This window comes from Rheinheimera texasensis (genome assembly GCF_964031785.1).
GTDB classification, from domain to species: Bacteria; Pseudomonadota; Gammaproteobacteria; order Enterobacterales; family Alteromonadaceae; genus Pararheinheimera; species Pararheinheimera texasensis_A.
The window spans coordinates 1-20492 of the sequence record NZ_CAXIRE010000005.1 but is presented as its reverse complement, the minus strand read 5'-3'; the positions used below and the strand labels follow the sequence as shown (position 1 = coordinate 20492).

Here is a 20492-nt window from a genome sequence, read left to right as displayed (position 1 = left end):
GGAACATCAGAATGAAGCCACTTCGTTTATCGCTGCTCAGCGCAGCGGTTGTCTGTGCTGTTGCGCCAGCATGGGCAGATCCGACGCAGCCGCTGCAGGGCATCCGTGACAACAGTGCCCAGCTTTTGGCCTTCACCGGTGCGGTTGTCCATACCGAACCCGGCAAAATGCTGAGCAATGCCACAGTGCTGGTGCAAAGCGGCAAAATTACTGCGGTCGGCACCAATTTAAAAATCCCGGCCGGATTCCAGCAAATTGATGTCGCCGGTTATCACCTGTACCCGGGGTTTATCGATTTATATGGCCAATATGGCGTGGAAAAAGCATCCTCAGAGCGCAGTGGTGGTCGCGATGAGGGGCCGATGTACCAGAATCCGCGCAAAGGCGGTAATGCAGTCAACGCCGCCATTCATGCCGAACAGCGCTGGGCTGATAGTTTCACGCCAAACGCAGACGACGCTAAAGCCTATCAGCAGCAAGGTTTCACCACTGTGCAGTCGGCCCGGCAGGACGGTATTTTCCGCGGTCAGGCCGTGGTTGCTTCGACCGGCAAAGGTTTACCGGGTGAGCTGATTTTAAAAGCCGATGGCCAGCATTTTTTATCTTTTGACCCGGGCAGTTCCAAACAAAGTTATCCATCGTCGCTGATGGGCAGTATCGCGCTGGTGCGCCAGACGCTGGCCGATGCGCAGTGGTATCAGCAGGCCTATGGCAAAGCGGACTGGCGTTTATTCCGCGAACCTGTGCCATTTAACGCCGCTTTAGCCGCCCTTGGTCAGTTAAATCAGACCGGCCTGGTATTTGAAGTCAATAACGAGCGCAACTTGCTGCGCGCCGACAGTCTGTTAAAAGAATTCAATCTGCCTAAAGTCGCGCTAGTGGCTTCCGGTTATGAATATGTGCGCGCGGCGGACGTGAAAAAAACCGGCCGCAACCTGATTCTGCCACTGGCTTATCCGGCCGCGCCAAGTGTCGGCAAGCTTGACGATCAACTCGATGTCAGTCTCGCTGATTTACGCCATTGGGAACGAGCACCAACTAACGCCGGTGCGCTGGAAAAAGCCGGGGTGAATTTTGCCCTGACCACGCACAAACTGGATGATAAAGCCAAATTCTGGCCCAACGTCCGTACTGCGATCAAATATGGCCTCAGCACTGAAAAAGCGCTGGCGGCTTTAACCACAGTCCCGGCAGAACTGATTGGCATGCCAGGCCAGCTTGGCCGCATTGCCAGTGGTTATCAGGCCGACTTGGTGGTCAGTAAAGGTGATTTGTTTAAAGACGGTGAAATTGTTGCGACCTGGAACCGCGGTGTCGAAACCCAGTTTAAACCGCTGCAAAACGCTGATGTCGCTGGAGATTACGCGCTGAACATCGCTGGTAAAGCACTGAAGCTGAACTTAAGCGGTGCTTTGGGTAAAGTCGAAGGCAAAGTGCTGCCGGCTGACAAAGGCAGTGACAAAGAAGCCAAACTGGAAAACCTCAGTGTCGACAAACAACAGGTGCAATTTGGTTTTAGCCTTAAAGACGTTGATGCCGGTGACGGCGTAGCGCTGTTTAGCGGTTCAATGGCTGGCAATTTGCTGCAGGGTACCATACAGCTGCCGGATGGCAGTCAGCAAGCACTGACGCTCAGCCGTCAGGCTGTGGTTGCCAAAGCGGATGAGAAAAAAGCTGAAGACAGCGCTTTGTTGTCGCAGCTGAGCCTGCCGAATCAGGCTTATGGCCTTTCAAGCGCGCCGCAGCGCCAGAACGTGCATATCAAAAATGCCACGGTCTGGACTTCGGACAAAGCCGGTAAACTGGAAAATACCGACGTGATAGTGCGCGATGGTGTCTTCACTGAAATTGGCAAAAACTTAAAAACGCCGTCTGGTTTTGTTGAAATTGATGCCACCGGCATGCATCTGACTGCCGGTATCATCGACGAACACTCGCATATCGCCATTGAATCTGGTGTTAACGAAGGCTCCGATGCGGTGACTTCTGAAGTGCATATCGGCGACGTATTAAACCCGGATGACATCAATATCTACCGCGGATTAGCTGGCGGTACCACCACAGCACAGCTGCTGCACGGCAGTGCCAACCCTATTGGTGGCAAGGCGCAAGTGATCCAACTGCGCTGGGGCGTGTCGCCGGAAGCGCTGAAGTTTAAAGCTGCACCGCCAAGCATCAAGTTTGCGCTCGGTGAAAACGTCAAGCAATCAAACTGGGGTGACAACTACACCAGCCGCTATCCACAAAGCCGCGTTGGTGTGGAAACCACTATCCGTGATGCGTTCCAGGCCGCCAAAGAATACAAAGCCGCCTGGGCAGCTTACGATGATTTATCGTCGTCTGAGCAAAAACGCACAGTGCCGCCACGCGTTGATTATCGCCTGCAAACGCTGGTGGAAATTCTCGACAACAAACGTTTTGTCCACACCCACTCTTATGTCGCTTCAGAAATTTTGATGCTGATTAAGCTGGCGGATGAAACCGGCTTTAAAGTCACTACTTTCACGCACATTCTTGAAGGTTACAAAACTGCCAAAGAAATGAAAGCGCACGGCGCCAGCGCGTCAACATTTGCCGACTGGTGGGCGTACAAGATGGAAGTGAAAGATGCCATCCCAACCAATACCTGTCTGATGGCGGATCAAGGTGTGGTGGTATCGGTCAACTCTGACAGCCCGGACTTACAGCGCCGGCTGAATCAGGAAGCTGCTAAATCGGTGAAATACTGTGGTATGTCGGAAGAAGAAGCGCTGAAGATGGTTACCATCAACCCGGCGATCCAGCTGAAAGTGGACCAGAAAGTGGGCTCTATTGCTGAAGGCAAACAAGCCGACTTTGTGCTGTGGTCTGAGCATCCGTTGTCGGTCTACGCCAGAGCGATGCAAACCTGGATTGACGGCACCAAATACTATGACCGCAATGTCGACATGACACTCAATGCCGGTATTGAACGTGAGAAGCAACAACTCGTGCAGAAAGTGTTAAAAGCGCCGGACAGCGCCAAAGCGGGCAGTGGTGGTGAGATGAAAAAACCAGAACCAATCTGGCACTGTGAAGACAATGGCGACTATCTGGACCTGGCCTTTGGCCGTGTCGCAGGTGCGCAACAACACGCTCATCAGCACAATCAGCAACACTAAGCAAAGGAGCTTCAGATGACTTTTAAATTGAATAGCCTGTCGCTGCTTTGCATCGCAGCTTTTGCCACCCCGGCACTGGCGACCTCGCCGGTACCGGCAGCAGCGCAGCAAGGCGCAGTATTACTGAACGATGCGACCTTACATACGGTCAGCAATGGCGTGCAGGAAAACACCGACCTGTTGATGGTTGACGGCAAAATTGCCGCCATCGGTAAAGACTTGTCAGCCCCGGCCGGCGGCACTGTGGTCGAACTGCAGGGCAAGCATGTTTACCCAGGTTTGATTGCTCTCGCCAACCAGCTGGGTCTGGTGGAGATTGAAGCGGTGCGCGCCACCGACGATACCCATGAAGTGACAGACACTAACCCGGATGTGCGGGCGCAAGTGGCTTATGACGCCCAGTCAGACGTGATCCCAACCGTGCGATCCAATGGCATCAGTTATAGCCTGGTATTCCCGGCCGGCAGCCTGCTGATGGGCCAAAGCAGCCTGATGCAGCTCGATGCCTGGAGCTGGCAGGACGCGACGGTCAAAGCGGGGGTAGCGCTGCACATTAACTGGCCCAACGCCAGTGTGCTGAGCTCGCCATGGAACCCGAAAAAGCCAGAAGAGTTAGCCAAACAAAACGCTGAAGATCTGCAAAAGCTCTATGACACCATGGCGCAGGCCAAAGCCTACGTCGATGCGAAAAAAGCTGGCGCTATTAAAGCGTTGGATTCACGCTGGGAAGCCATGATCCCGGTATTCAGTGGTGAGCGCGCGGTATTTGCCCATGCCGAAGATGCCCGGCAAATTCGTCAGGCGATGGCTCTTGCTGACAAATACCAGCTGAAGCTGACTATTGTCGGCGGCCGTGACAGCTGGCGCGTTGCCGATGAGCTGGCAGCGCGTAAAGTGCCGGTGATCTTCGGCTCACCGTTCGGCATTCCGGAGCGTGATGACGAAGCTGTCGACACCGCTTATGCCACGCCGGCTAAACTGGCCAAAGCCGGTGTGACCTTTGCGCTGGCTATTGGCAGCTACTGGGATAGCCGCAATCTGGCCTTTGGTGCCGGTCAGGCAGTAGCTTTTGGTTTAGATAAAGAACAGGCGCTGGCAGCTGTGACATTAAATGCAGCGAAAATCGCCGGCGTTGACGACAAACTGGGTTCGCTGGAAGTGGGCAAAGCCGCGACTGTGGTGGTGTCAGAAGGCGATATTCTGGATTATCGCAGCAGCAAAATCAGCCAGATGTGGATTGACGGCCGCGCCGTTGATTTAAACAACAAGCAAAAAGATTTGCACCAGAAATATAAGCAGCGTTATAGCCGCTGATAAAGGTGGATGTTTGATGTGAAAAAAGCGGCTTCGGCCGCTTTTTTTACCCCCCCGACCACTTGTGTTTGTAGCCCAGTTTGGTTAGTTCTTGTTGGATGACTTCGCGTTTGTCACCCTGGATTTCGATGATGCCGTCTTTGACGGCGCCGCCGCAGCCGCATTTCTTTTTCAGCAAAGCAGCGATTTCACTGAGTTTTTCTTCTGATTCGGCGATACCGGCGATGGTGATCACGCCTTTGCCGTTGCGGCCTTTAGTCTCGCGCTTTAAGCGTAAAAAGCCGTCAGCAAAGGCCTGGCCCGTGGCTTTTTCTGCTTTGGGCGCGTCAATCCGGCCGCTGTCGGTGCTGTAAACCAGACTGTCGCCGGCAGGTGTTGTGGGTTTTGCCGTGGCCTGGCCGCCGAGTTGTTGTTGCCAGTCAGCTAAAGAGATTTTTTTTGAACTCATACTTAGTTCCGTTTTGTCATGCGCTGTTGTTCAGGCGGGAATCGTGGCAAGATAATGCAACACAAGGCGCACAGCAATGCTTCCGTTTTCATTCACCGCAGCTGCTGGCGTAAACGCTGAATTTCCCCGCAAAGTCTTGGATTTTTGTCTTAATCTGGTAGACTGCTGCGGCATTTTTAGAAATCTGGACGGCTATTTTGCTTCAAATGTCGATTCAAGCTTATCTCGCACGCTGTGATGTGCAACCCGATACTATTTCCGCTGAGTTTTACCAGCAAGTTGCAGATTATCAGCAGCAGCTCACCGCATTAGCGCCTGCCAGCGCAGTGCAATGGCAGTTCCGGGTGCCGGAGCTTGGCGAGGGCGGCAGTTGTTCGTTGTTTGGTCAGCTGGCGGATGAACCTTATGACCTCAGCCCTATCTTAGGTGGTCAAACTGACGCCAATCTGCAATTGCTGGCCAAAGTCACTGCCGTCGTACAGTTTTATCAGGCGCAGAGCGCCAGCCACTGGTTTGGCGTGTATCAGCGCAGGAAGAATCCGGCCGGTGAAACTGTGTTGGTGAAACTGGCCTATTTTGGCGCCGAAAGCCGGGCCGAATTTCCATTGACCGCCGAATTTGCTGCGATCAGCAATAACAGCACTGTGGGGTTGTCGGGCCAGGGCCGCATCATCAATGATGTGGCGGCATATCTGGCCAAAGGCGGCGAGTACTATACTTGTGACCCGAAAGTTCAGGCCGAAGCTTGTTTGCCACTGATTGGTGCTGATGGCGCAGTCATCGGCATCATCGATTCCGAAGCATTTGCACAGAATTTATTTCACGGCAAAGAGCTGGCACTGCTGGTTGCAGTTGCACTGACTTTGCCGGCGCTGCTGGCCTGATAACATCAGACCACCGCGTAACAAGGCTGGGGTTATGCTGCAGCCAAAGAATTTTTAACAGTATCAGCAACAGTAACAGGTGAGCACTTTATGTTTTCTCGTTTACAGCCGGTAGCGACAGATCCGATTTTGGGTTTAATGGCCGCGTACAAAGAAGATCCGAATCCACTGAAAGTGGACTTGGGGGTCGGTGTCTACAAAGACGAAGCGGGCCACACGGCTGTGCTGGAATGTGTGAAAAAAGCGGAAAAACTGCGGCTCGATCACGAAGACAGCAAAACTTACATCGGAATGGCTGGCGATTTAAGCTTTAACGCCCATATCGAAAAACTGGCATTTGGCCCGCATAAAGTATTGCTGGAAGGCCGCACCACCACGGCGCACACGCCAGGCGGTACTGGTGCGCTGCGCGTCGCTGCTGAATTTATCAAAAAAGCCAATCCGGATGCGACTATCTGGGTCACCAGCCCAACCTGGGCGAACCATATTTCGATGTTTCAGGCCGCTGGCCTCAAAGTCAAAGAATACGCTTATTACGATTACGACACTAAAGGCCTGAAAGAAGACGCGATGTTTGCTGATCTGGCGACAGTGCCGGCTGGTGACGTGGTGCTGGTACACGCTTGTTGCCATAACCCAAGCGGCATGGATTTAAATTTTGCGCAGTGGCAGAAGTTTGCAGCACTGGCGAAAGAACGGGGTTTCACGCCGTTGGTGGATATGGCGTATCAGGGTTTTGGTTTGGGTCTCGATGAAGACACCCAAGGCCTGCGTCACCTGGCCAACGAAGTAGAAGAGCTGATCCTCTGTACGTCTTGTTCGAAAAACTTCGGTTTATACCGTGAGCGGATTGGCGCCGTTTCTGTGGTCGTCGACAGCAATAAAATGCTGGAAACTGCCCGCACCAACTTATTAGCCGTGGTGCGCAGTATCTATTCAATGCCGCCGGCGCATGGCGCTATTATCGTCAGCCATATTCTGGATAGCGCGGAACTGACTGCGCTGTGGCATCAGGAACTGGCCGTGATGCGCAACCGCATCAACGACTACCGTCAGCTGATTATCGACAAGCTGCAAGCCGAAGGTGTGCAGCAGGATTTCAGCTTTATCACCAAACAGCACGGTATGTTTAGCTTCCTGGGCATTAACAAAGAACAAATCGAGCGGCTGCGTAAAGAGTTCAGTATTTATATGGTCGGCTCAAGCCGCGTCAGCATCGCTGGCCTGAACCACAGCAATATCGATTATTTCGCCAAAGCTGTGGCCACAGTGCTTAAATAAAAGTGCTGAAATAAATTAGCTCCGGCTTGTTTATCACTGCAACAAAGGCAACTTAACGGTTGCCTTTGTTTTTTGTGCTGTTTAAGGTAAAGCAAAGCGATAACACGGAGCGCACAGGTTGCGACATTGGGCAGTAAAGCGATGGCAGGGCAGTGTATCAGCCATAGTGTTGGGGCTGTTGCTGAGCAAATCAGCAGTTGCAGCGCAGCCGCTACGGGTGGTGCTGGAAGTTTCACCACCGCATCAGACGGTGGATAACGGCAAAGTCGGTGGCCTTACTACTGCTGTGGTTGCAGAGTTGCTGCAACAGGCTGGCTTATCGGCAAGTTACGAGGTCTATCCCTGGGCGCGGGCTTTTCGTATTGCGGCAACGACGCCTGATGTGCTGATTTACAACATGGCGCGTACACCGGAGCGCGAGGCGCAGTTTGAATGGATTGGTATTGTGACCCGCTACAAGTTTGGTTTGTTAAAGCTGAGCCGACGTGATGATATTCAAATCAGTCAGTTGGCCGATATCAAACATTATGTAGTCGGGGCGCAGCGCGAAGATTTCTCGGCCGAATGGCTTAAGAATGCCGCAAAGCAGCCCGCGCAGAAACTCGAATTACAACCGGATGTCCTGGAAACCTGGCGTTTACTGGTGAATGGCAAGCTGGACCTGATGATCGACGACCCGCAGGCGATTGACGATATGTTGCACCAACATCAGTTGGAGCGCAGTGATGTCGAGTTTGTGCTCTTCCCGCAAGAACTGGAACAACAAACCTGGATCGCCCTGAAAAAAGGCTCGTCACCAGCGCTGGTACAACGGCTGCGTCGGGCTTATCAGCAGATAGAAGGTGGCAGCGCTTATCAGCAAGCGATGGGGCAAGGCGTCAGCAAAGCCCATTAGCATCCGCGCCACCTACATCCATAACAAAAATCCCTGCCAGAGCAGGGATTTTTTATCACAACAGTTTTCGCCGTTAAATCTTCTTGTACTTAATGCGGTGCGGCTCTAACGCCTGCGCACCATAAGTGGCTTTTAACCAGGCTTCGTAATCCGAATAGTTGCCTTCGAAGAAGTTCACTTTGCCTTCGTCGCGATAATCGAGGATGTGCGTGGCGATGCGGTCGAGGAACCAGCGGTCGTGCGAGATCACCATGGCGCAGCCAGGGAAATCCAGCAAGGCGTTTTCTAAGGCGCGCAGTGTTTCCACGTCTAAGTCGTTGGTCGGTTCGTCGAGCAGCAGCATGTTGCCGCCGGCTTTTAATAAGGCCGCCAGGTGCACGCGGTTACGCTCACCACCAGACAATTCGCCGATAAACTTCTGCTGGTCGTTGCCTTTGAAGTTAAAGCGGCCGACATAAGCCCGGCTTGGGATGGTGAAGTTGCCGATTTGCAGCATGTCCTGACCGTTGGAAATTTCCTGCCAGACGGTATTTTTCGGATTCATGTTGTCGCGGAACTGGTCGACGCTCGCCAGCTGCACCGTTTCACCGACTTCAATAGTGCCGGCATCTGGCTGCTCAGTGCCGCTGATCATCCGGAACAGTGTCGATTTACCAGCGCCGTTGGCACCGATAATGCCGACGATAGCGCCTTTTGGCACGCTGAAGCTTAAGTCGTCAATCAACACGCGGTCGCCGTAAGATTTACGCAGGTTTTTCACTTCCAGCACTTTGTCGCCTAAACGTGGTCCTGGCGGAATGAATAACTCGTTGGTTTCGTTGCGTTTCTGGAAGTCCTGGCTTTGAAGTTCTTCAAACCGCGCCATCCGTGCTTTGGACTTGGCATGGCGGCCTTTTGGATTGGTGCGCACCCATTCCAGTTCTTGTTTGATAGAACGCTGACGGGCGTTTTCGGTTTTCTCTTCCAGCTGCAGACGGGCTTCTTTTTGTTCCAGCCAGCTGGAGTAGTTGCCTTGCCAAGGAATACCTTCGCCGCGGTCCAGCTCTAAAATCCAGCCGGCAACGTTGTCGAGGAAATAACGGTCGTGGGTGATAGCGACCACAGTGCCGGTGTAATCGTGCAGGAAACGCTCCAGCCAGGCGACAGATTCGGCGTCTAAGTGGTTGGTTGGTTCGTCCAGCAGCAGCATGTCTGGTTTTTCCAGCAGCAGGCGGCAAATGGCGACGCGGCGGCGTTCACCACCGGACAACACTTTGATTTCAGCGTCCCACGGCGGCAGACGCAGCGCATCAGCGGCGCGTTCTAAAATATTGTCGAGGTTGTGGCCATCTTTAGCCTGAATGATCGCTTCCAGCTCACCCTGTTCACGGGCGAGCGCATCAAAATCTGCGTTCTCGTCGGCATAGGCAGCGTACACGGCATCGAGGCGGGCAAAGGCGTTTTTCACGTCGGCGACGGCTTCTTCCACCACTTCGCGCACGGTTTTGCTCATATCGAGCACCGGTTCCTGTGGCAGGTAACCGATGTTGATGCCGGCTAATGGCTTGGCTTCACCGTCGAACTCTTGGTCGACGCCAGCCATAATACGCAGCAGGGTGGATTTACCGGAACCGTTTAAACCCAGTACACCGATTTTGGCGCCAGGGAAAAACGATAATGAAATGTCTTTTAAAATCGTACGCTTAGGTGGAACTACCTTCGACATCCGATACATTGAATAAATGTATTGAGCCATGAGTCTTGCTGCTCCTTGAGAAAGATTGGCCCAAATTGTACGTTATTTTTCGGACTGGCGGGAACCTGCCACCATGACAAATTCAACCAGATGCAAAAATTTCCGATGCCAAGTGGCAAAGCTTCTGGGATAATCTTTTAAGCACAGCCGGACATTCCCGCTCCGGCGACCCAACACAGGACTTCACTCATGGCTGAATATGCACACGATCCGGTATTTCAGGGCTTTATCGCCGAAGCGCGCTCAGAAGCACAAGTTTGGGTGCTGGCACATGGCGAAGATTTGCTGGTAGTCGAATCGGTAGAATTTGAAGACACCGACGTGATGCCATTCTGGTCCAATCAAGCCGCAGCACAGGCACATTGCAGCGAAGAGTGGGCCGAGTACAAACCAGAAGCTATTCCGCTGGATATTTTCTGCGACGGCTGGTTAAAAGAAATGTATGACGACGGTGTGCTGATTGGCACCAACTGGGACAGCGAATTAAACGGCCCGGAAGTGGAGCCACGCGAAATCCTAGAAGCGCTGTCGCAGCTGCAATAATTCTGTTCGATACAGCAAAAACCCGGTCTTTACCGGGTTTTTGTTATTTTATGCTCTGCTTTGCACCAAGGTTCACTTTGCCGCACCGGCAAAAAAGTCCTCCACTGCTTGGGGTAATGCCGCCGGCAGCACCTGCAGGTCGCGACTGAATTCCTGCAGCAATAGCTGGAATACCGCCAGTCGCGCCTGATGTTTATCATTGGCGTCGATACAATGCCAGGGCGCCTCTGGTGTCGAAGTGCGGCTAAACATTTCATCGCGTGCCACTATGTAGTCATCCCAGCGCGCCCGGTTGCGGATATCCTCAGCGGTGAGTTTCCATTGTTTGGCCGGGTCCAGATAACGCTCGGTGAAACGGCGCAACTGGGTGTCGGCGCTGATATCGAGCCATATTTTCACCAGCACAAATCCCTCTTGTTGCAACATCTGTTCAAAGGCATTGATTTGGTCATAAGCCCGCAGCCAGGCATTGTCATCTGCCAGCTGCTCGACCCGTTCGACCAGTACCCGGCCATACCAGGAACGGTCAAACACTGCCCAATGGCCTTGTTGCGGTAGCCGTTGCCAGAAACGCTGCAACCAATGTTGACTGCGTTCGGCATCGTTCGGCGCATTGGTCGGCCAGACATGCAACCAACGCGGGTCCAGACACCAGCCGAGCCGGCGGATGATCCCGCCTTTACCAGCCGCATCCGGCCCTTCCAACACAATGACCGCGCCGCGCTGTTGCCGGCCCATCGCCTGTTGCAGTAACACCAGCTGATGTTGTAACTGGCGTAGTGCTTCGGTGTGCAGATCTGACATCGTCGAATTCCATGGCTGACTATCTACCAACATCATGCGTCAGTTCAGCAGTCTTTGCATGCTCTTTACATTGGCATTGTTGCAAATAAGAATGAATCTCAGTAACATTCAGGCCAGTTTTAACCGGAGGTAGTGCTTTGTCCCGTTTTCTGCGTTGGTTGCACATTTATGTGTCGATGGCCGTGCTGGTGGTGTTTGTATTTTTTGCCCTGACAGGTATCACGCTGAATCATCCGGACTGGCAACTGGATGCCGGTAAACAAAGTGACAGCGTGCAGCTACAGCTGCCGGCGCAGTTGGCTGCGCTGGAATTTAGCGATGACCAGCTGCAGCAGGCGGCACAGGCGCAACAAATCGCCGATTGGTTGCGCACCGAGCATCAGGTGCAGGGCGCTGTATTTGCCTTTGTTTATGATGCTGACGAGCGGCTGCTGGAACTCGATTTTAAGCAGCCGGCCGGTTTTGCCAATGCGCAGATTGAGCTGGAAAGCGGCACTGTGGAGTTGTCACGTGAATTCGGTGGTTATCTGGCGCTGCTTAATGACCTGCACAAAGGCCGTTACGCCGGCACGGCGTGGAAATGGCTGATTGATGTCGTGGCGGTTGCTTGTTTGTTGTTTGCGTTCAGTGGTTTTTATTTGTTGTGGCGACAGCCCGGCAGGCGCTGGTGGGGCGTGCAGTGTGCACTGACCGGTGCCGGTGTGATGTTGTTGGTCTATCTGGCGGCACTGCACTGATGGATCTGATGTTGATCTGCAGGCGGTGTGAAGTGGTGAAAAGGAGAGTAGGGCGTTGAAAAAAACATGCAGTGTGGCACTGATGCTGGCTTTAGGTTTTAGCATGCCGGCCACAGCCAGTGATCTGGAGATCTCGTTACAGCTGCCAAAAATCAGCGAAGGCCAATATCACCGGCCTTATGTGGCGGTCTGGGTCGAAGACAGCAGCGAAAAGTCGGTGCGTTTAATTGAAATTTGGCGGGAAAAGCCGGATTGGATCAAAGATTTACGCCGGTTCTGGCGCAAAACAGGCCGCTCTGATCAGCCGTTGGTGGACGCCCGCACTGGCGCAACTAAAGGCCCGGGCGCTTATCAGCTGCGCTGGGACGGTAAAGACGATAAAGGTGCGGCGGTTCCAAACGGGGCATATCAGCTGGTGATTGAAGCGGCGCGCGAACATGGCGGCCGGCAGCTGGTGAAGCAGAAATTCAACTGGGATGGCAGTGCCATCACCCTGACAGTTGCGGCCGGTAACGAAATCGGTGAGGTTCAACTGAACCGCAAAGCGCCATAACAGCGTCCATTTTTAGCAAGGAAATATCCAATGAAAACAGTTCATTTATTCACTCTGAGCGCGTTGTTTGCTGCGTCCTCCGCACTGGCCCACACCATGAACGTGGTGCCAAGCCATTATGTGCAGTCAAAAACCGGCGGTTTTGTCACAGTTGATTTATTCGCCAGCAATATGACGTTTCAGGCCGACAAAGGTGTTGGTGTCGATGGTTTTAAAGTGGTGCTGCCAGACGGTACTGTGGCAAAAGCTGCCTCTGCGGCGCAGGGGAAACGTAAGTCGATTGCCGATGTTGAGCTGAGCGTCGCCGGCACTTACCGGCTGGAAATGGGCGGTCAGCCGCGTTATTTCACCAGCTATAAAGTGGGTGGCGAGCAAAAACGCCTGATGGGTGATAAGCAAAAAGCCGCGAAAGAGTTACCAAAAGATGCGACAGACGTGGTGACCACACAGGGCCGCAACCGTGCCATGGCTTTTGTGACTGTGAATGGCCCGACTGACACAGTGCTGAAAACCACAGGGCAGGGGCTGGAATTCAGCTTTGACCGCCACCCAGCCGACATTGTTGCCGGCGAAGCTGTGACTGTAACTTTAACGCTGAACGGCAAGCCGGTTGAAGGTGTCAAAGCTGATCTGTCGTTTGACGGTGAACTGTATCGCAATGATCCGGCGCGTCAGCACTTGGTGACGGACAAAGCTGGCCAGTTCAGTTTCACACCAGCCGATGCCGGGCGTTATTTGCTGGAAGCGTCGGCCGAGGCCGCGTTGAAGTCTGATAAAGCCGACAAAATCCGCGAAGGTTTTACCTTGAGTTTTGAAGCGGCATTGCCTTAATAGCAAGGCCTGCGGCGCCGGCGCCTTGTAGGCGCCGCGGAAAGCACAAAAAGAAAAAGAGGAGCACAGCTCCTCTTTTTAACCAGCGATGTGTTCACATCTACTGTTACTGTTTAACCGACCAGGTCGATTTCCAGCTCATCTTCGTCATCCAAATCCAACATCTGCCGTAAGCGTTTTTGCTCCATCAGATCATCGATCCGGCGTCTGGCTTCTGTTTTATGTTTGTTTTTAGCGTCTTTATTGCTGATCTTTGCCAGCTTGATGTCGGCGCCTGCATCGGCAGTGCCGTAGTCCCCTGCAATCATTTCGGCCATTTTGTGCGACTTCCCTATGTTATTCTTTTTTCGAGCCGCCCTCGTTTTAGTCCTATTTCAGAGACTGCTAAAGAGATTTATTTTTATCGTTTCAATAAATTAAATTTATCGACACGCTAAGTAGTTGCTCTTTATCGCAGTTCAGCTCCGGCTGGTCGGATCCAGACCAAGATCTGTCAGATCGTTCGCTGAAAATTTAAACAATGCGGGGTTGTGGCAAGGATCTTTTTTCGCAATTCAGCGTATCATCAGAAAAAAAGGAGGGTGTATGCGTGTTTTAAAGTTAGTGTCTTTGTTATCGGTGCTTGGTTTGGGTTTCGTCAGTAGCCAAGCGGCTGCAGCTCAGTGTGGTGATGTGCTGAATCATTCGATGCAGCAACTGCGCAGTAAAGAAACCGTCGATTTATGTGAGTCCTTTCAGGACAAAACGTTGCTGATAGTTAATACCGCCAGCAAATGTGGTTTTACCCCACAATTCAAAGCATTACAGGCGTTGTCTGAGAAGTATGCCAGCAAAGGTCTGGTAGTTTTAGGCTTTCCGTCCGACGATTTTATGCAGGAACATAATGACGAAGCCAAAACCGCTGAAGTCTGTTACATCAACTACGGCGTGAAGTTCCCGATGTTCTCCACCAGCCCGGTGCGCGGTGACGACGCCAATCCGGTATTCAAAGCCTTAATCGCCAAAACCGGCGAAAAACCCAGCTGGAACTTTAACAAGTATCTGGTCAGCAAAGGCGAGACCACAGTGAAGCATTTTGGCAGCAAAGTAACACCGGATGATCCAGCCTTTATTGCGGAACTGGAGAAGATGCTGGCGCAGTGATTTGTTGAATTGTTGAGACCAGCAGCAATACTACTGCTGGTCTCAAGTAGCGATAACTCTGACAGATTTAGCTTAACAAGGTCCGTCTTCGACTCGTACTGAAGTTGTAATATCATTAAAATTGTGCGGAACTAAATCAGGTACATTTGAGCCGAATTTTTTAAATGCTCCCTCAAAGTGATTGTGTTCATAAAGATAGACACAGGACCCGGAACCAACTCGAACTGAACTGATATAATCGTTCGCATGCTCAAGTCTGCCTTTTCGGATGTTCCAATTTCCAGTGCCTAAATCCCGATGCAGCCCATTTGGTGGTAATGCAAAGGCGATTGAATTGTAGTTAGCGTCAAAATAGAAATGAGTCATGATTTCGCTATCGCACCGATAGTGCTGGAACACCTGAATGGAACTTGCCTGATCATTAAAGCTGTATTGGCCGAGGTCTGCATAATTGCCAGCGGAAAAGTATTTTGCAGTGGAGCCATATCCAGAGTTTTGATACAGGACAACGCATGTGCCACTCTCCACCTTTAGTGAAGATATCGCATCATTATCAAAAACGTTGTTTTCTTTTAAGCCGTCAATCATTTCACCACTAGCAATATATTTGGCAGCGCCCCCATAGTTGCCGTGCTGATAAATGGTTACTCCTGCCTGGGCCGAAGCGGTTAGCAGTGTCAGCGCCGTCAAAAGTGTTCTTTTCATGTTAAGTTTCCTTTTAAACATATGAAAACATGCCAGAAATGGCCCTGCTATCCTGAAGGATTTGGGTTGTATATTTTTTACTTAAAAGTGATAAAAATGTGATTTTTTCGGTTTTTAACGATCTAAAGGGCAAGCAACGTCGGATTCGTGTAGACATAAATCAAAACGAGGGCGTGGTGACCCTCATTTTTGTTATTTAATGGCAAAGTTAAATTAGGTTATTGATTTTACTTAAGTTGCCAGAGATATAACGCCAACGTTGCCAGGCCACTTGCAGGCGGTATTTCAGATTACGCAGCGCTGTGGTATCGCCTTTGCGGCTGCCGCCACTGATTTGGTTGATCACACTGTCGAATTTCGTTGATGGCCAGATGGTGTAGGGCAATAACGAAAACAGCTGTAAGTCGAGTTCGGCGCCAAACTGCAAATCCAAATCAACCGGGCGGAAAAATTTGTCGCGTTGCAGTAATTTTTTTGCGCCGCTTAAACTCATGGCATAGCCGGTGGCGCAGTTAGGGACGCGCTTAAAATTCACCAGTTCAAAACCGTTATCCAGCGCTTTACGGGCAAAAGCCGGCGTGTCCCGGTCGTCTGAAAGTTTAATATGGTCCCAACCACTCAGCCGGCTTATTTGCGCGAGGGCGTCAGCAAAGCGGGCATCTACGTCAATGTCATCTTCCAGCACTATGGCCACTTCAATATTCTGCTCAACCATCAATTGCCACACACCGCGATGCGATAAATAACAACCAATTTCACCCGGGGACAGAGAACGGCGGAAATACTGCAGGTTGGCGCTTTTGTCGTAACAGGCGTCGACTTCTGCCGGGCTTAAGTCTTTGCCATAAACCCCGCGAAAACGCTGCGGTTGGATCCCCAGCGCCTGTAATTGTTGCTCAGCATGGACAAAACGCTCAGGCGAGCTGTCCAAGTTGATGATAAACACTGGGATTTGAGCGATGGTGGCTGAAGTCATGGATGGTCCTGCGGCAAACTACAAAAGCGCTAGTGTAAGCAAATTCAACCAGGCACTCCACGTAATTTACGTCTCACTAATTTTGCATGGCTTGAGTTCTACCGGGGACTGCCTTAACATTGGTTTTAGTTATTAGCATAGAACTTAATGAAATAAGGAGCTGCCATGAGCTGGACTATGCCGTTGCTGGCAGCTTTGCTGATTGGCATTACACTTGGCCTTTTCGGCTCCGGTGGTTCTATTTTAACGGTGCCTGTGCTGATATTTCTGCTCGATATGCCGGAAAAGCTGGCGATCAGCACTGCGCTTGGTGTGGTGGCCTTGATTAGTCTGGGTGCTGTGTTGCCTTATATCTGGCGTCGTCAGGTGGCTGGTACTTTGCTGGCGCAACTGGCGTTGCCCGGCATGGCGGGGGCGGCGCTGGGCGGTTATGTCAGTCAGTGGTTGCCGGCATTATTGCAGTTGTTGATTCTGGCAGCTTTGATGCTGCTGAGCAGTGTCAATATGTGGCGCGCACAGCCCTGGCAATTCCAGCTACCGCAGGTCTGGCAAGTGATGCTGGCAGGCACTGCGCTTGGCCTTATCACTGGTTTGGTTGGTGTTGGCGGTGGGTTTTTACTGGTGCCGCTATTGCTGGCGATTAGCGACCTGTCCTCACAGCGGGTGGTCGCAACCAGCCTGGCGCTGGTGTTTTTGCAAAGTGGTAGCGGTTTTGTCAGTTTGTGGTTCAGTCAGCCACAGCTCCGACCGGATTTGTGGCTGGTCGGCAGCTTTGGCCTGATTGGTGTGGTCGGTAGTTTATTGGGTTTGCTGGCGCTGCAATATTTGCCACAGCGTTGGTTCCGGCGTGCCTTTGCGTTGTTTTTACCAGTGTTGGCTGTCAGTTTAGTACTACAGCACTGGCGCTAAGCCGATGTTGGCTGTGTGCGACAACTATCAATGTATCTTGTATATTAGAAATAATTAATTTACTGGAGGTGGTTATGACGGTCGAAAGAGCTTTATTAGTGTTTGCCGGCTCTATGGTGTTGCTGTCGGTGTTGCTGACTTACTATGTGCACCCGAACTTTGTCTGGCTGACGTTGTTTGTCGGCGCCAATATGATCCAAAGCGCCTTCACCGGTTTTTGCCCGGCGGTAATGGTAATGAAAAAACTGGGGCTGAAAACCGAAGCGCAACAAGCTTGTACCGTGCGCTGAGAATGAGTGTGCGGTAATAGTCGAAGTCAATCAGGTTCGGCTAAAACCCGGATCTGGTTGTGTCGCCTGATGGGTGGCCGCTTCGCGCGCTAACACATCGCAGCGTTCGTTTTCCGGATGACCGGCATGGCCCTTGACCCAGTGCCAGCGAATGTCGTGGCTCTGACAAGCTGCATCCAGCCGTTGCCATAAATCTTTGTTTTTCACTGGTTCTTTCGCGGCGGTGCGCCAGTTATTGCGCTTCCAGTTCACCAGCCACTGCGTGATGCCCTGACGGACATACTGGCTGTCGGTGGAGATATCGACAGAGCAGGGGCGCTTCAGACTTTCCAGCGCGGCAATGGCCGCCATCAGCTCCATCCGGTTGTTGGTGGTCTCGATATAGCCGCCGGATAACTCTTTGACATGCTGCTGATACTTCATCACTACACCATAACCACCCGGACCCGGATTGCCGAGGCAAGAGCCATCGGTGTAGATTTCAACAGTTTTATGCATCAAGACTTCCCAGCTATCACAACGGCGTATACTCTAACGCAAAAAGTGCTGAAAAACGATTCCTCATGGCAAAACGTCAGATCATCCTCGATACCGAAACCACTGGTATCAACCCGCAGGAAGGCCACCGCATCATTGAGATCGGTTGCGTTGAGATGTTCAATCGCCGGCTGACCGGCAATAACTTCCATGTGTATTTAAACCCGGACCGGTTTATCGAACAGGAAGCGATTAATATCCACGGCATCACCAACGAATTTGTCGCCGACAAACAACGCTTCCGCGATATTGCCCAACAGTTTTTTGACTATGTGCAGGGCGCCGAGCTGGTGATCCACAATGCCGCGTTCGACGTCGGCTTTATTAATCACGAATTTAAATTGCTGGCGGAGCCGTTGCCGCCGGTCGACAGCGTTTGTGCCATTCTCGACACGCTGAAGCTGGCGCGGGATTTACACCCGGGCCAGAAAAACAACCTCGATGCCTTGTGCCGTCGTTACGACATTATTAACAGCCACCGGACTTTCCACGGCGCTTTACTCGATGCCGAAATTCTGGCCGACGTTTATCTGGCGATGACCGGCGGTCAGGTCAGCCTGAATCTGGCCAGCAATAGCGGCAATGAACAAAATAATCAGCAGCAAATCGGGCTGGTACGGCGTGGGGCGCTAAAAGTGGTCAGCGCCAGCGCGGACGAACTGGCTGCGCATGAAAAACGGTTGGATTTGGTGCAGAAAAAAGGTGGGTCTTGCCTGTGGCGCAGTTAAAGTGGCTATCGTTGTTGTGGGTTAGTGTAGCGTTATTGGCGCCGCATGCGTTTGCTCAAACCAGCAGCGCTGCAGCTGAAACCAAAGCGAAAGCGCCTGCAGAAAAACAGGTCATCACGGAACTGAAAGACATTGCCGGTACTAATAGCATCCCGCTGCTTGGCAATCGTTTTCGCATTGATTATGCCGTCGATGAAGTGACGCTGGTGTTTTTCCGCAAAAAAGGTGCGCCGTCCGTGGTGCTGGTGCGGCCGGATGGCAGCAAAGTTTATGCGCGTACTGCCAAAGACAATGGTATGCAGTGGTTTGACGATAAAACCTACGACCTGATTAAAATGACCAAACCCACGCCAGGCCCCTGGCAGGCGATTGGCGAAATTTTGCCGGAAAGCCGCATTATGGTACTGACCGACATTGGTCTGGACGTCGATGCGCTGCCAAAAGATCTGATGGTTGGCGAAATTTTTAAAGTGACTGCAAGGCTCAGTAACGGCGGCAAGCCAGTTAATGTCAAAGATTTCCGCGATATCCTGCAGCTGGATGTGTTGTTGTTTAGTACGCAAAAGCCCGGTTACGACAATACCAATGCCACGGTGTTGAATTTTGCCACTTTTGCCGACGATGGTAAAAATTACGACGAGAGACCACGCGACGCCATTTTCACTGGTGAATTTAATTTAAAAGTACAGGCAGGGGAGTGGTTGCCCAAATATCTGGTAAAAACACCACTTTACACGCGGGAGCTGATGCAAGACCCGGTGCTGGTGGTGCGTACACCGATCAAAACCGAATCTGTAGAAAGCCTGAAGCCGGACGAACCGCATCAGGTGATTTATCAGGTGACCGAAGGGCCGGTTAATCCAGATACCTTAATAGTGCAAGGCCGGTTGCGTTACCCGAACGGGGAAGTACAGAGTTTTTCCCTCGGCGAGCAACAAGGTGATAAACGCGTATTGCGTGTGGCTAATGCCGGTGTTGGTACTTATCGCATTGAACAGATGATTTTTGCTAAAACCAAAAATGGCCGCGACGTGGTGATTAGTCTGCCGGAATATACTTTTGCCGCCGTCGGCCCGAAAATCGCGGTGCCGGAAGTTCCGGTTGCAGATCCTGCTGCAGCGTCTTCCACTGCGGCAAGTACACCTCAACCGGACAAGGCAAAAGTTGTAGCCGAAGTGCCAGCAGAACCGCCGGCTGAATTTCCACTGGGACTGGTGATTGGGGTGAATCTGCTGATTTTAATTGGGGGGGGCGGTGCCATTTTGCTGACGATGAATCAGAATGCGCAGCGGGCCTTCAGCATGTTAATGGCCAAACTGAATCCGGCAGCGTTGCTGCGTCGAAAAAAAGCCGCTGCCGAAGATCTGGCATCTGTTAGCACTGAATTAAGTCCGGCTGCTGCGGCTGAAACCGCTGCAGCGGTGAAAAAATCACCGAAAAACAAAGCCTCTGACGATATTTTGGACCTTTCGTTACCGGATGATTAAGCTTTAGCCAAATCCGGCAAAAAAGAAGTTGACGGGTCTGGGGCAGAACCGTATTATTCCCGCCGCAACGCAGCATCCCCAACTGATATGCTGCAATGTAAGGCTTGGAGCGGTAGTTCAGTCGGTTAGAATACCGGCCTGTCACGCCGGGGGTCGCGGGTTCGAGTCCCGTCCACTCCGCCAGTCACAAGCCTTTGCAGGTGTTTCCAGTGCAAAGGTTTTTCTTCGGCGCAAGCCAAAGAAGTTTTGGGGGTATAGCTCAGCTGGGAGAGCGCTTGCATGGCATGCAAGAGGTCATCGGTTCGATCCCGTTTACCTCCACCAAAATTGTCAGTAGTAGTTCGGTTAGTTCCAAGGTTTTGACCCCATCGTCTAGAGGCCTAGGACATCACCCTTTCACGGTGAGTACCGGGGTTCGAATCCCCGTAGGGTCGCCAAGTTGTAGCGCTTGGCTTGTGTCTGAGGTGCAAGCGAAAGCTATCTACCAGGAGTGGTAGTTCAGTTGGTTAGAATACCGGCCTGTCACGCCGGGGGTCGCGGGTTCGAGTCCCG

Annotated in this window: 21 protein-coding genes and 3 tRNA genes; 17 read left to right on the top strand and 7 right to left on the bottom strand. The window is 52.1% G+C overall.

Going from position 1 to position 20492, the window contains the following annotated elements:
- Positions 1 to 11: 11 nt before the first annotated feature.
- Together ABNT34_RS00400 and ABNT34_RS00395 are read left to right on the top strand one after the other, a co-directional pair.
- Positions 12 to 3140 carry an amidohydrolase family protein gene (locus ABNT34_RS00400; protein ID WP_348727752.1) on the top strand — a complete coding sequence of 1043 codons (3129 nt, stop codon included), beginning with the start codon at positions 12 to 14 and terminating at the stop codon, positions 3138 to 3140.
- Positions 3141 to 3155: 15 nt separating this feature from the next.
- Positions 3156 to 4454 carry an amidohydrolase family protein gene (locus ABNT34_RS00395; RefSeq protein WP_348727751.1) on the top strand — a complete coding sequence of 433 codons (1299 nt, stop codon included), beginning with the start codon at positions 3156 to 3158 and terminating at the stop codon, positions 4452 to 4454.
- A 46-nt stretch (positions 4455 to 4500) separates the two neighbouring features.
- On the opposite strand, the gene ABNT34_RS00390 is transcribed toward ABNT34_RS00395, so the two are convergent.
- Complete coding sequence (locus tag ABNT34_RS00390; protein WP_348727749.1) at positions 4501 to 4902, bottom strand: translation initiation factor; 402 nt, start codon at positions 4900 to 4902, stop codon at positions 4501 to 4503.
- A 206-nt stretch (positions 4903 to 5108) separates the two neighbouring features.
- Here ABNT34_RS00390 and ABNT34_RS00385 point away from each other — a divergent pair, with 206 nt between their 5' ends.
- The 3 genes from ABNT34_RS00385 to ABNT34_RS00375 all read left to right on the top strand — a co-directional run bounded on the left by ABNT34_RS00385 (position 5109) and on the right by ABNT34_RS00375 (position 7962).
- The gene (locus ABNT34_RS00385) at positions 5109 to 5786 is read left to right on the top strand and encodes a histidine kinase (RefSeq protein WP_348727748.1); all 678 of its coding nucleotides are present in this window, start codon (positions 5109 to 5111) and stop codon (positions 5784 to 5786) included.
- Positions 5787 to 5876: 90 nt separating this feature from the next.
- On the top strand, positions 5877 to 7067 hold the full coding sequence (locus ABNT34_RS00380) for an amino acid aminotransferase (RefSeq protein WP_348727746.1): 1191 nt from the start codon (positions 5877 to 5879) through the stop codon (positions 7065 to 7067).
- Positions 7068 to 7185: 118 nt separating this feature from the next.
- Positions 7186 to 7962 (top strand): transporter substrate-binding domain-containing protein, encoded by a 777-nt coding sequence (locus ABNT34_RS00375; protein WP_348727744.1) that lies wholly within the window; start codon positions 7186 to 7188, stop codon positions 7960 to 7962.
- A 73-nt stretch (positions 7963 to 8035) separates the two neighbouring features.
- Here ABNT34_RS00375 and ettA read toward each other — a convergent pair whose 3' ends face one another.
- The gene (gene ettA, locus ABNT34_RS00370) at positions 8036 to 9697 is read right to left on the bottom strand and encodes an energy-dependent translational throttle protein EttA (protein ID WP_348727742.1); all 1662 of its coding nucleotides are present in this window, start codon (positions 9695 to 9697) and stop codon (positions 8036 to 8038) included.
- Between the two features lie 189 nt (positions 9698 to 9886).
- Between ettA and ABNT34_RS00365 the strand changes: the two genes are divergently transcribed.
- Positions 9887 to 10240, top strand: coding sequence for a DUF2750 domain-containing protein (locus ABNT34_RS00365; RefSeq protein WP_348727740.1), 354 nt, complete (start codon positions 9887 to 9889; stop codon positions 10238 to 10240).
- A 72-nt stretch (positions 10241 to 10312) separates the two neighbouring features.
- Here the strand turns inward: ABNT34_RS00365 and ABNT34_RS00360 are convergent, their stop codons facing one another.
- Positions 10313 to 11044 carry a hypothetical protein gene (locus ABNT34_RS00360; protein ID WP_348727738.1) on the bottom strand — a complete coding sequence of 244 codons (732 nt, stop codon included), beginning with the start codon at positions 11042 to 11044 and terminating at the stop codon, positions 10313 to 10315.
- A gap of 137 nt (positions 11045 to 11181) precedes the next feature.
- Here ABNT34_RS00360 and ABNT34_RS00355 point away from each other — a divergent pair, with 137 nt between their 5' ends.
- The 3 genes from ABNT34_RS00355 to ABNT34_RS00345 are packed head-to-tail and all read left to right on the top strand — an operon-like array spanning position 11182 to position 13165.
- Positions 11182 to 11781 carry a PepSY-associated TM helix domain-containing protein gene (locus ABNT34_RS00355; RefSeq protein WP_348727736.1) on the top strand — a complete coding sequence of 200 codons (600 nt, stop codon included), beginning with the start codon at positions 11182 to 11184 and terminating at the stop codon, positions 11779 to 11781.
- 55 nt (positions 11782 to 11836) lie between these two features.
- The gene (locus ABNT34_RS00350; RefSeq protein ID WP_348727734.1) at positions 11837 to 12334 is read left to right on the top strand and encodes a DUF2271 domain-containing protein; all 498 of its coding nucleotides are present in this window, start codon (positions 11837 to 11839) and stop codon (positions 12332 to 12334) included.
- Between the two features lie 30 nt (positions 12335 to 12364).
- Entirely contained in the window at positions 12365 to 13165 is an 801-nt protein-coding gene (locus tag ABNT34_RS00345; protein WP_348727732.1) for a DUF4198 domain-containing protein, read from the top strand.
- A 113-nt stretch (positions 13166 to 13278) separates the two neighbouring features.
- On the opposite strand, the gene ABNT34_RS00340 is transcribed toward ABNT34_RS00345, so the two are convergent.
- Positions 13279 to 13482 carry a hypothetical protein gene (locus ABNT34_RS00340; RefSeq protein WP_208932464.1) on the bottom strand — a complete coding sequence of 68 codons (204 nt, stop codon included), beginning with the start codon at positions 13480 to 13482 and terminating at the stop codon, positions 13279 to 13281.
- Between the two features lie 268 nt (positions 13483 to 13750).
- Between ABNT34_RS00340 and ABNT34_RS00335 the strand changes: the two genes are divergently transcribed.
- A complete protein-coding gene (locus ABNT34_RS00335; protein ID WP_348727730.1) occupies positions 13751 to 14308 on the top strand; it encodes a glutathione peroxidase in 558 nt (185 codons plus the stop codon).
- Between the two features lie 72 nt (positions 14309 to 14380).
- On the opposite strand, the gene ABNT34_RS00330 is transcribed toward ABNT34_RS00335, so the two are convergent.
- Complete coding sequence (locus ABNT34_RS00330; RefSeq protein ID WP_348727729.1) at positions 14381 to 15013, bottom strand: beta/gamma crystallin-related protein; 633 nt, start codon at positions 15011 to 15013, stop codon at positions 14381 to 14383.
- Between the two features lie 208 nt (positions 15014 to 15221).
- Positions 15222 to 15989, bottom strand: a complete 768-nt coding sequence (locus ABNT34_RS00325; RefSeq protein WP_348727727.1) for a glycosyltransferase family 25 protein — start codon at positions 15987 to 15989, stop codon at positions 15222 to 15224.
- Positions 15990 to 16154: 165 nt separating this feature from the next.
- Between ABNT34_RS00325 and ABNT34_RS00320 the strand changes: the two genes are divergently transcribed.
- Together ABNT34_RS00320 and ABNT34_RS00315 are read left to right on the top strand one after the other, a co-directional pair.
- Entirely contained in the window at positions 16155 to 16898 is a 744-nt protein-coding gene (locus tag ABNT34_RS00320; protein WP_348727725.1) for a sulfite exporter TauE/SafE family protein, read from the top strand.
- A 74-nt stretch (positions 16899 to 16972) separates the two neighbouring features.
- Entirely contained in the window at positions 16973 to 17188 is a 216-nt protein-coding gene (locus ABNT34_RS00315; protein ID WP_348727723.1) for a DUF2892 domain-containing protein, read from the top strand.
- Between the two features lie 30 nt (positions 17189 to 17218).
- Here the strand turns inward: ABNT34_RS00315 and rnhA are convergent, their stop codons facing one another.
- Complete coding sequence (rnhA, locus tag ABNT34_RS00310; RefSeq protein WP_348727721.1) at positions 17219 to 17686, bottom strand: ribonuclease HI; 468 nt, start codon at positions 17684 to 17686, stop codon at positions 17219 to 17221.
- Between the two features lie 65 nt (positions 17687 to 17751).
- On the opposite strand from rnhA, the gene dnaQ reads away from it, so the two are divergent.
- The 5 genes from dnaQ to ABNT34_RS00285 all read left to right on the top strand — a co-directional run bounded on the left by dnaQ (position 17752) and on the right by ABNT34_RS00285 (position 20377).
- On the top strand, positions 17752 to 18453 hold the full coding sequence (gene dnaQ, locus ABNT34_RS00305; RefSeq protein WP_348727719.1) for a DNA polymerase III subunit epsilon: 702 nt from the start codon (positions 17752 to 17754) through the stop codon (positions 18451 to 18453).
- The gene (locus ABNT34_RS00300) at positions 18441 to 19940 is read left to right on the top strand and encodes a TIGR03503 family protein (RefSeq protein WP_348727717.1); all 1500 of its coding nucleotides are present in this window, start codon (positions 18441 to 18443) and stop codon (positions 19938 to 19940) included. Before dnaQ ends, ABNT34_RS00300 begins: the two co-directional genes overlap by 13 nt.
- A gap of 106 nt (positions 19941 to 20046) precedes the next feature.
- Positions 20047 to 20123: transfer RNA gene (locus ABNT34_RS00295), tRNA-Asp, on the top strand.
- 65 nt (positions 20124 to 20188) lie between these two features.
- Positions 20189 to 20264, top strand: a tRNA-Ala gene (locus tag ABNT34_RS00290).
- Positions 20265 to 20301: 37 nt separating this feature from the next.
- Positions 20302 to 20377: transfer RNA gene (locus tag ABNT34_RS00285), tRNA-Glu, on the top strand.
- Positions 20378 to 20492 lie beyond the last annotated feature (115 nt).

Coding starts and splice junctions, on each gene's coding strand:
- ABNT34_RS00400 (WP_348727752.1), top strand. CDS start 12: ATGAAGCCACTTCGTTTATCGCTGCTCAGCGCAGCGGTTGTCTGTGCT.
- ABNT34_RS00395 (WP_348727751.1), top strand. CDS start 3,156: ATGACTTTTAAATTGAATAGCCTGTCGCTGCTTTGCATCGCAGCTTTT.
- ABNT34_RS00390 (WP_348727749.1), bottom strand. CDS start 4,902: ATGAGTTCAAAAAAAATCTCTTTAGCTGACTGGCAACAACAACTCGGC.
- ABNT34_RS00385 (WP_348727748.1), top strand. CDS start 5,109: ATGTCGATTCAAGCTTATCTCGCACGCTGTGATGTGCAACCCGATACT.
- ABNT34_RS00380 (WP_348727746.1), top strand. CDS start 5,877: ATGTTTTCTCGTTTACAGCCGGTAGCGACAGATCCGATTTTGGGTTTA.
- ettA (WP_348727742.1), bottom strand. CDS start 9,697: ATGGCTCAATACATTTATTCAATGTATCGGATGTCGAAGGTAGTTCCA.
- ABNT34_RS00365 (WP_348727740.1), top strand. CDS start 9,887: ATGGCTGAATATGCACACGATCCGGTATTTCAGGGCTTTATCGCCGAA.
- ABNT34_RS00360 (WP_348727738.1), bottom strand. CDS start 11,044: ATGTCAGATCTGCACACCGAAGCACTACGCCAGTTACAACATCAGCTG.
- ABNT34_RS00345 (WP_348727732.1), top strand. CDS start 12,365: ATGAAAACAGTTCATTTATTCACTCTGAGCGCGTTGTTTGCTGCGTCC.
- ABNT34_RS00340 (WP_208932464.1), bottom strand. CDS start 13,482: ATGGCCGAAATGATTGCAGGGGACTACGGCACTGCCGATGCAGGCGCC.
- ABNT34_RS00335 (WP_348727730.1), top strand. CDS start 13,751: ATGCGTGTTTTAAAGTTAGTGTCTTTGTTATCGGTGCTTGGTTTGGGT.
- ABNT34_RS00330 (WP_348727729.1), bottom strand. CDS start 15,013: ATGAAAAGAACACTTTTGACGGCGCTGACACTGCTAACCGCTTCGGCC.
- ABNT34_RS00325 (WP_348727727.1), bottom strand. CDS start 15,989: ATGACTTCAGCCACCATCGCTCAAATCCCAGTGTTTATCATCAACTTG.
- ABNT34_RS00320 (WP_348727725.1), top strand. CDS start 16,155: ATGAGCTGGACTATGCCGTTGCTGGCAGCTTTGCTGATTGGCATTACA.
- ABNT34_RS00315 (WP_348727723.1), top strand. CDS start 16,973: ATGACGGTCGAAAGAGCTTTATTAGTGTTTGCCGGCTCTATGGTGTTG.
- rnhA (WP_348727721.1), bottom strand. CDS start 17,686: ATGCATAAAACTGTTGAAATCTACACCGATGGCTCTTGCCTCGGCAAT.
- dnaQ (WP_348727719.1), top strand. CDS start 17,752: ATGGCAAAACGTCAGATCATCCTCGATACCGAAACCACTGGTATCAAC.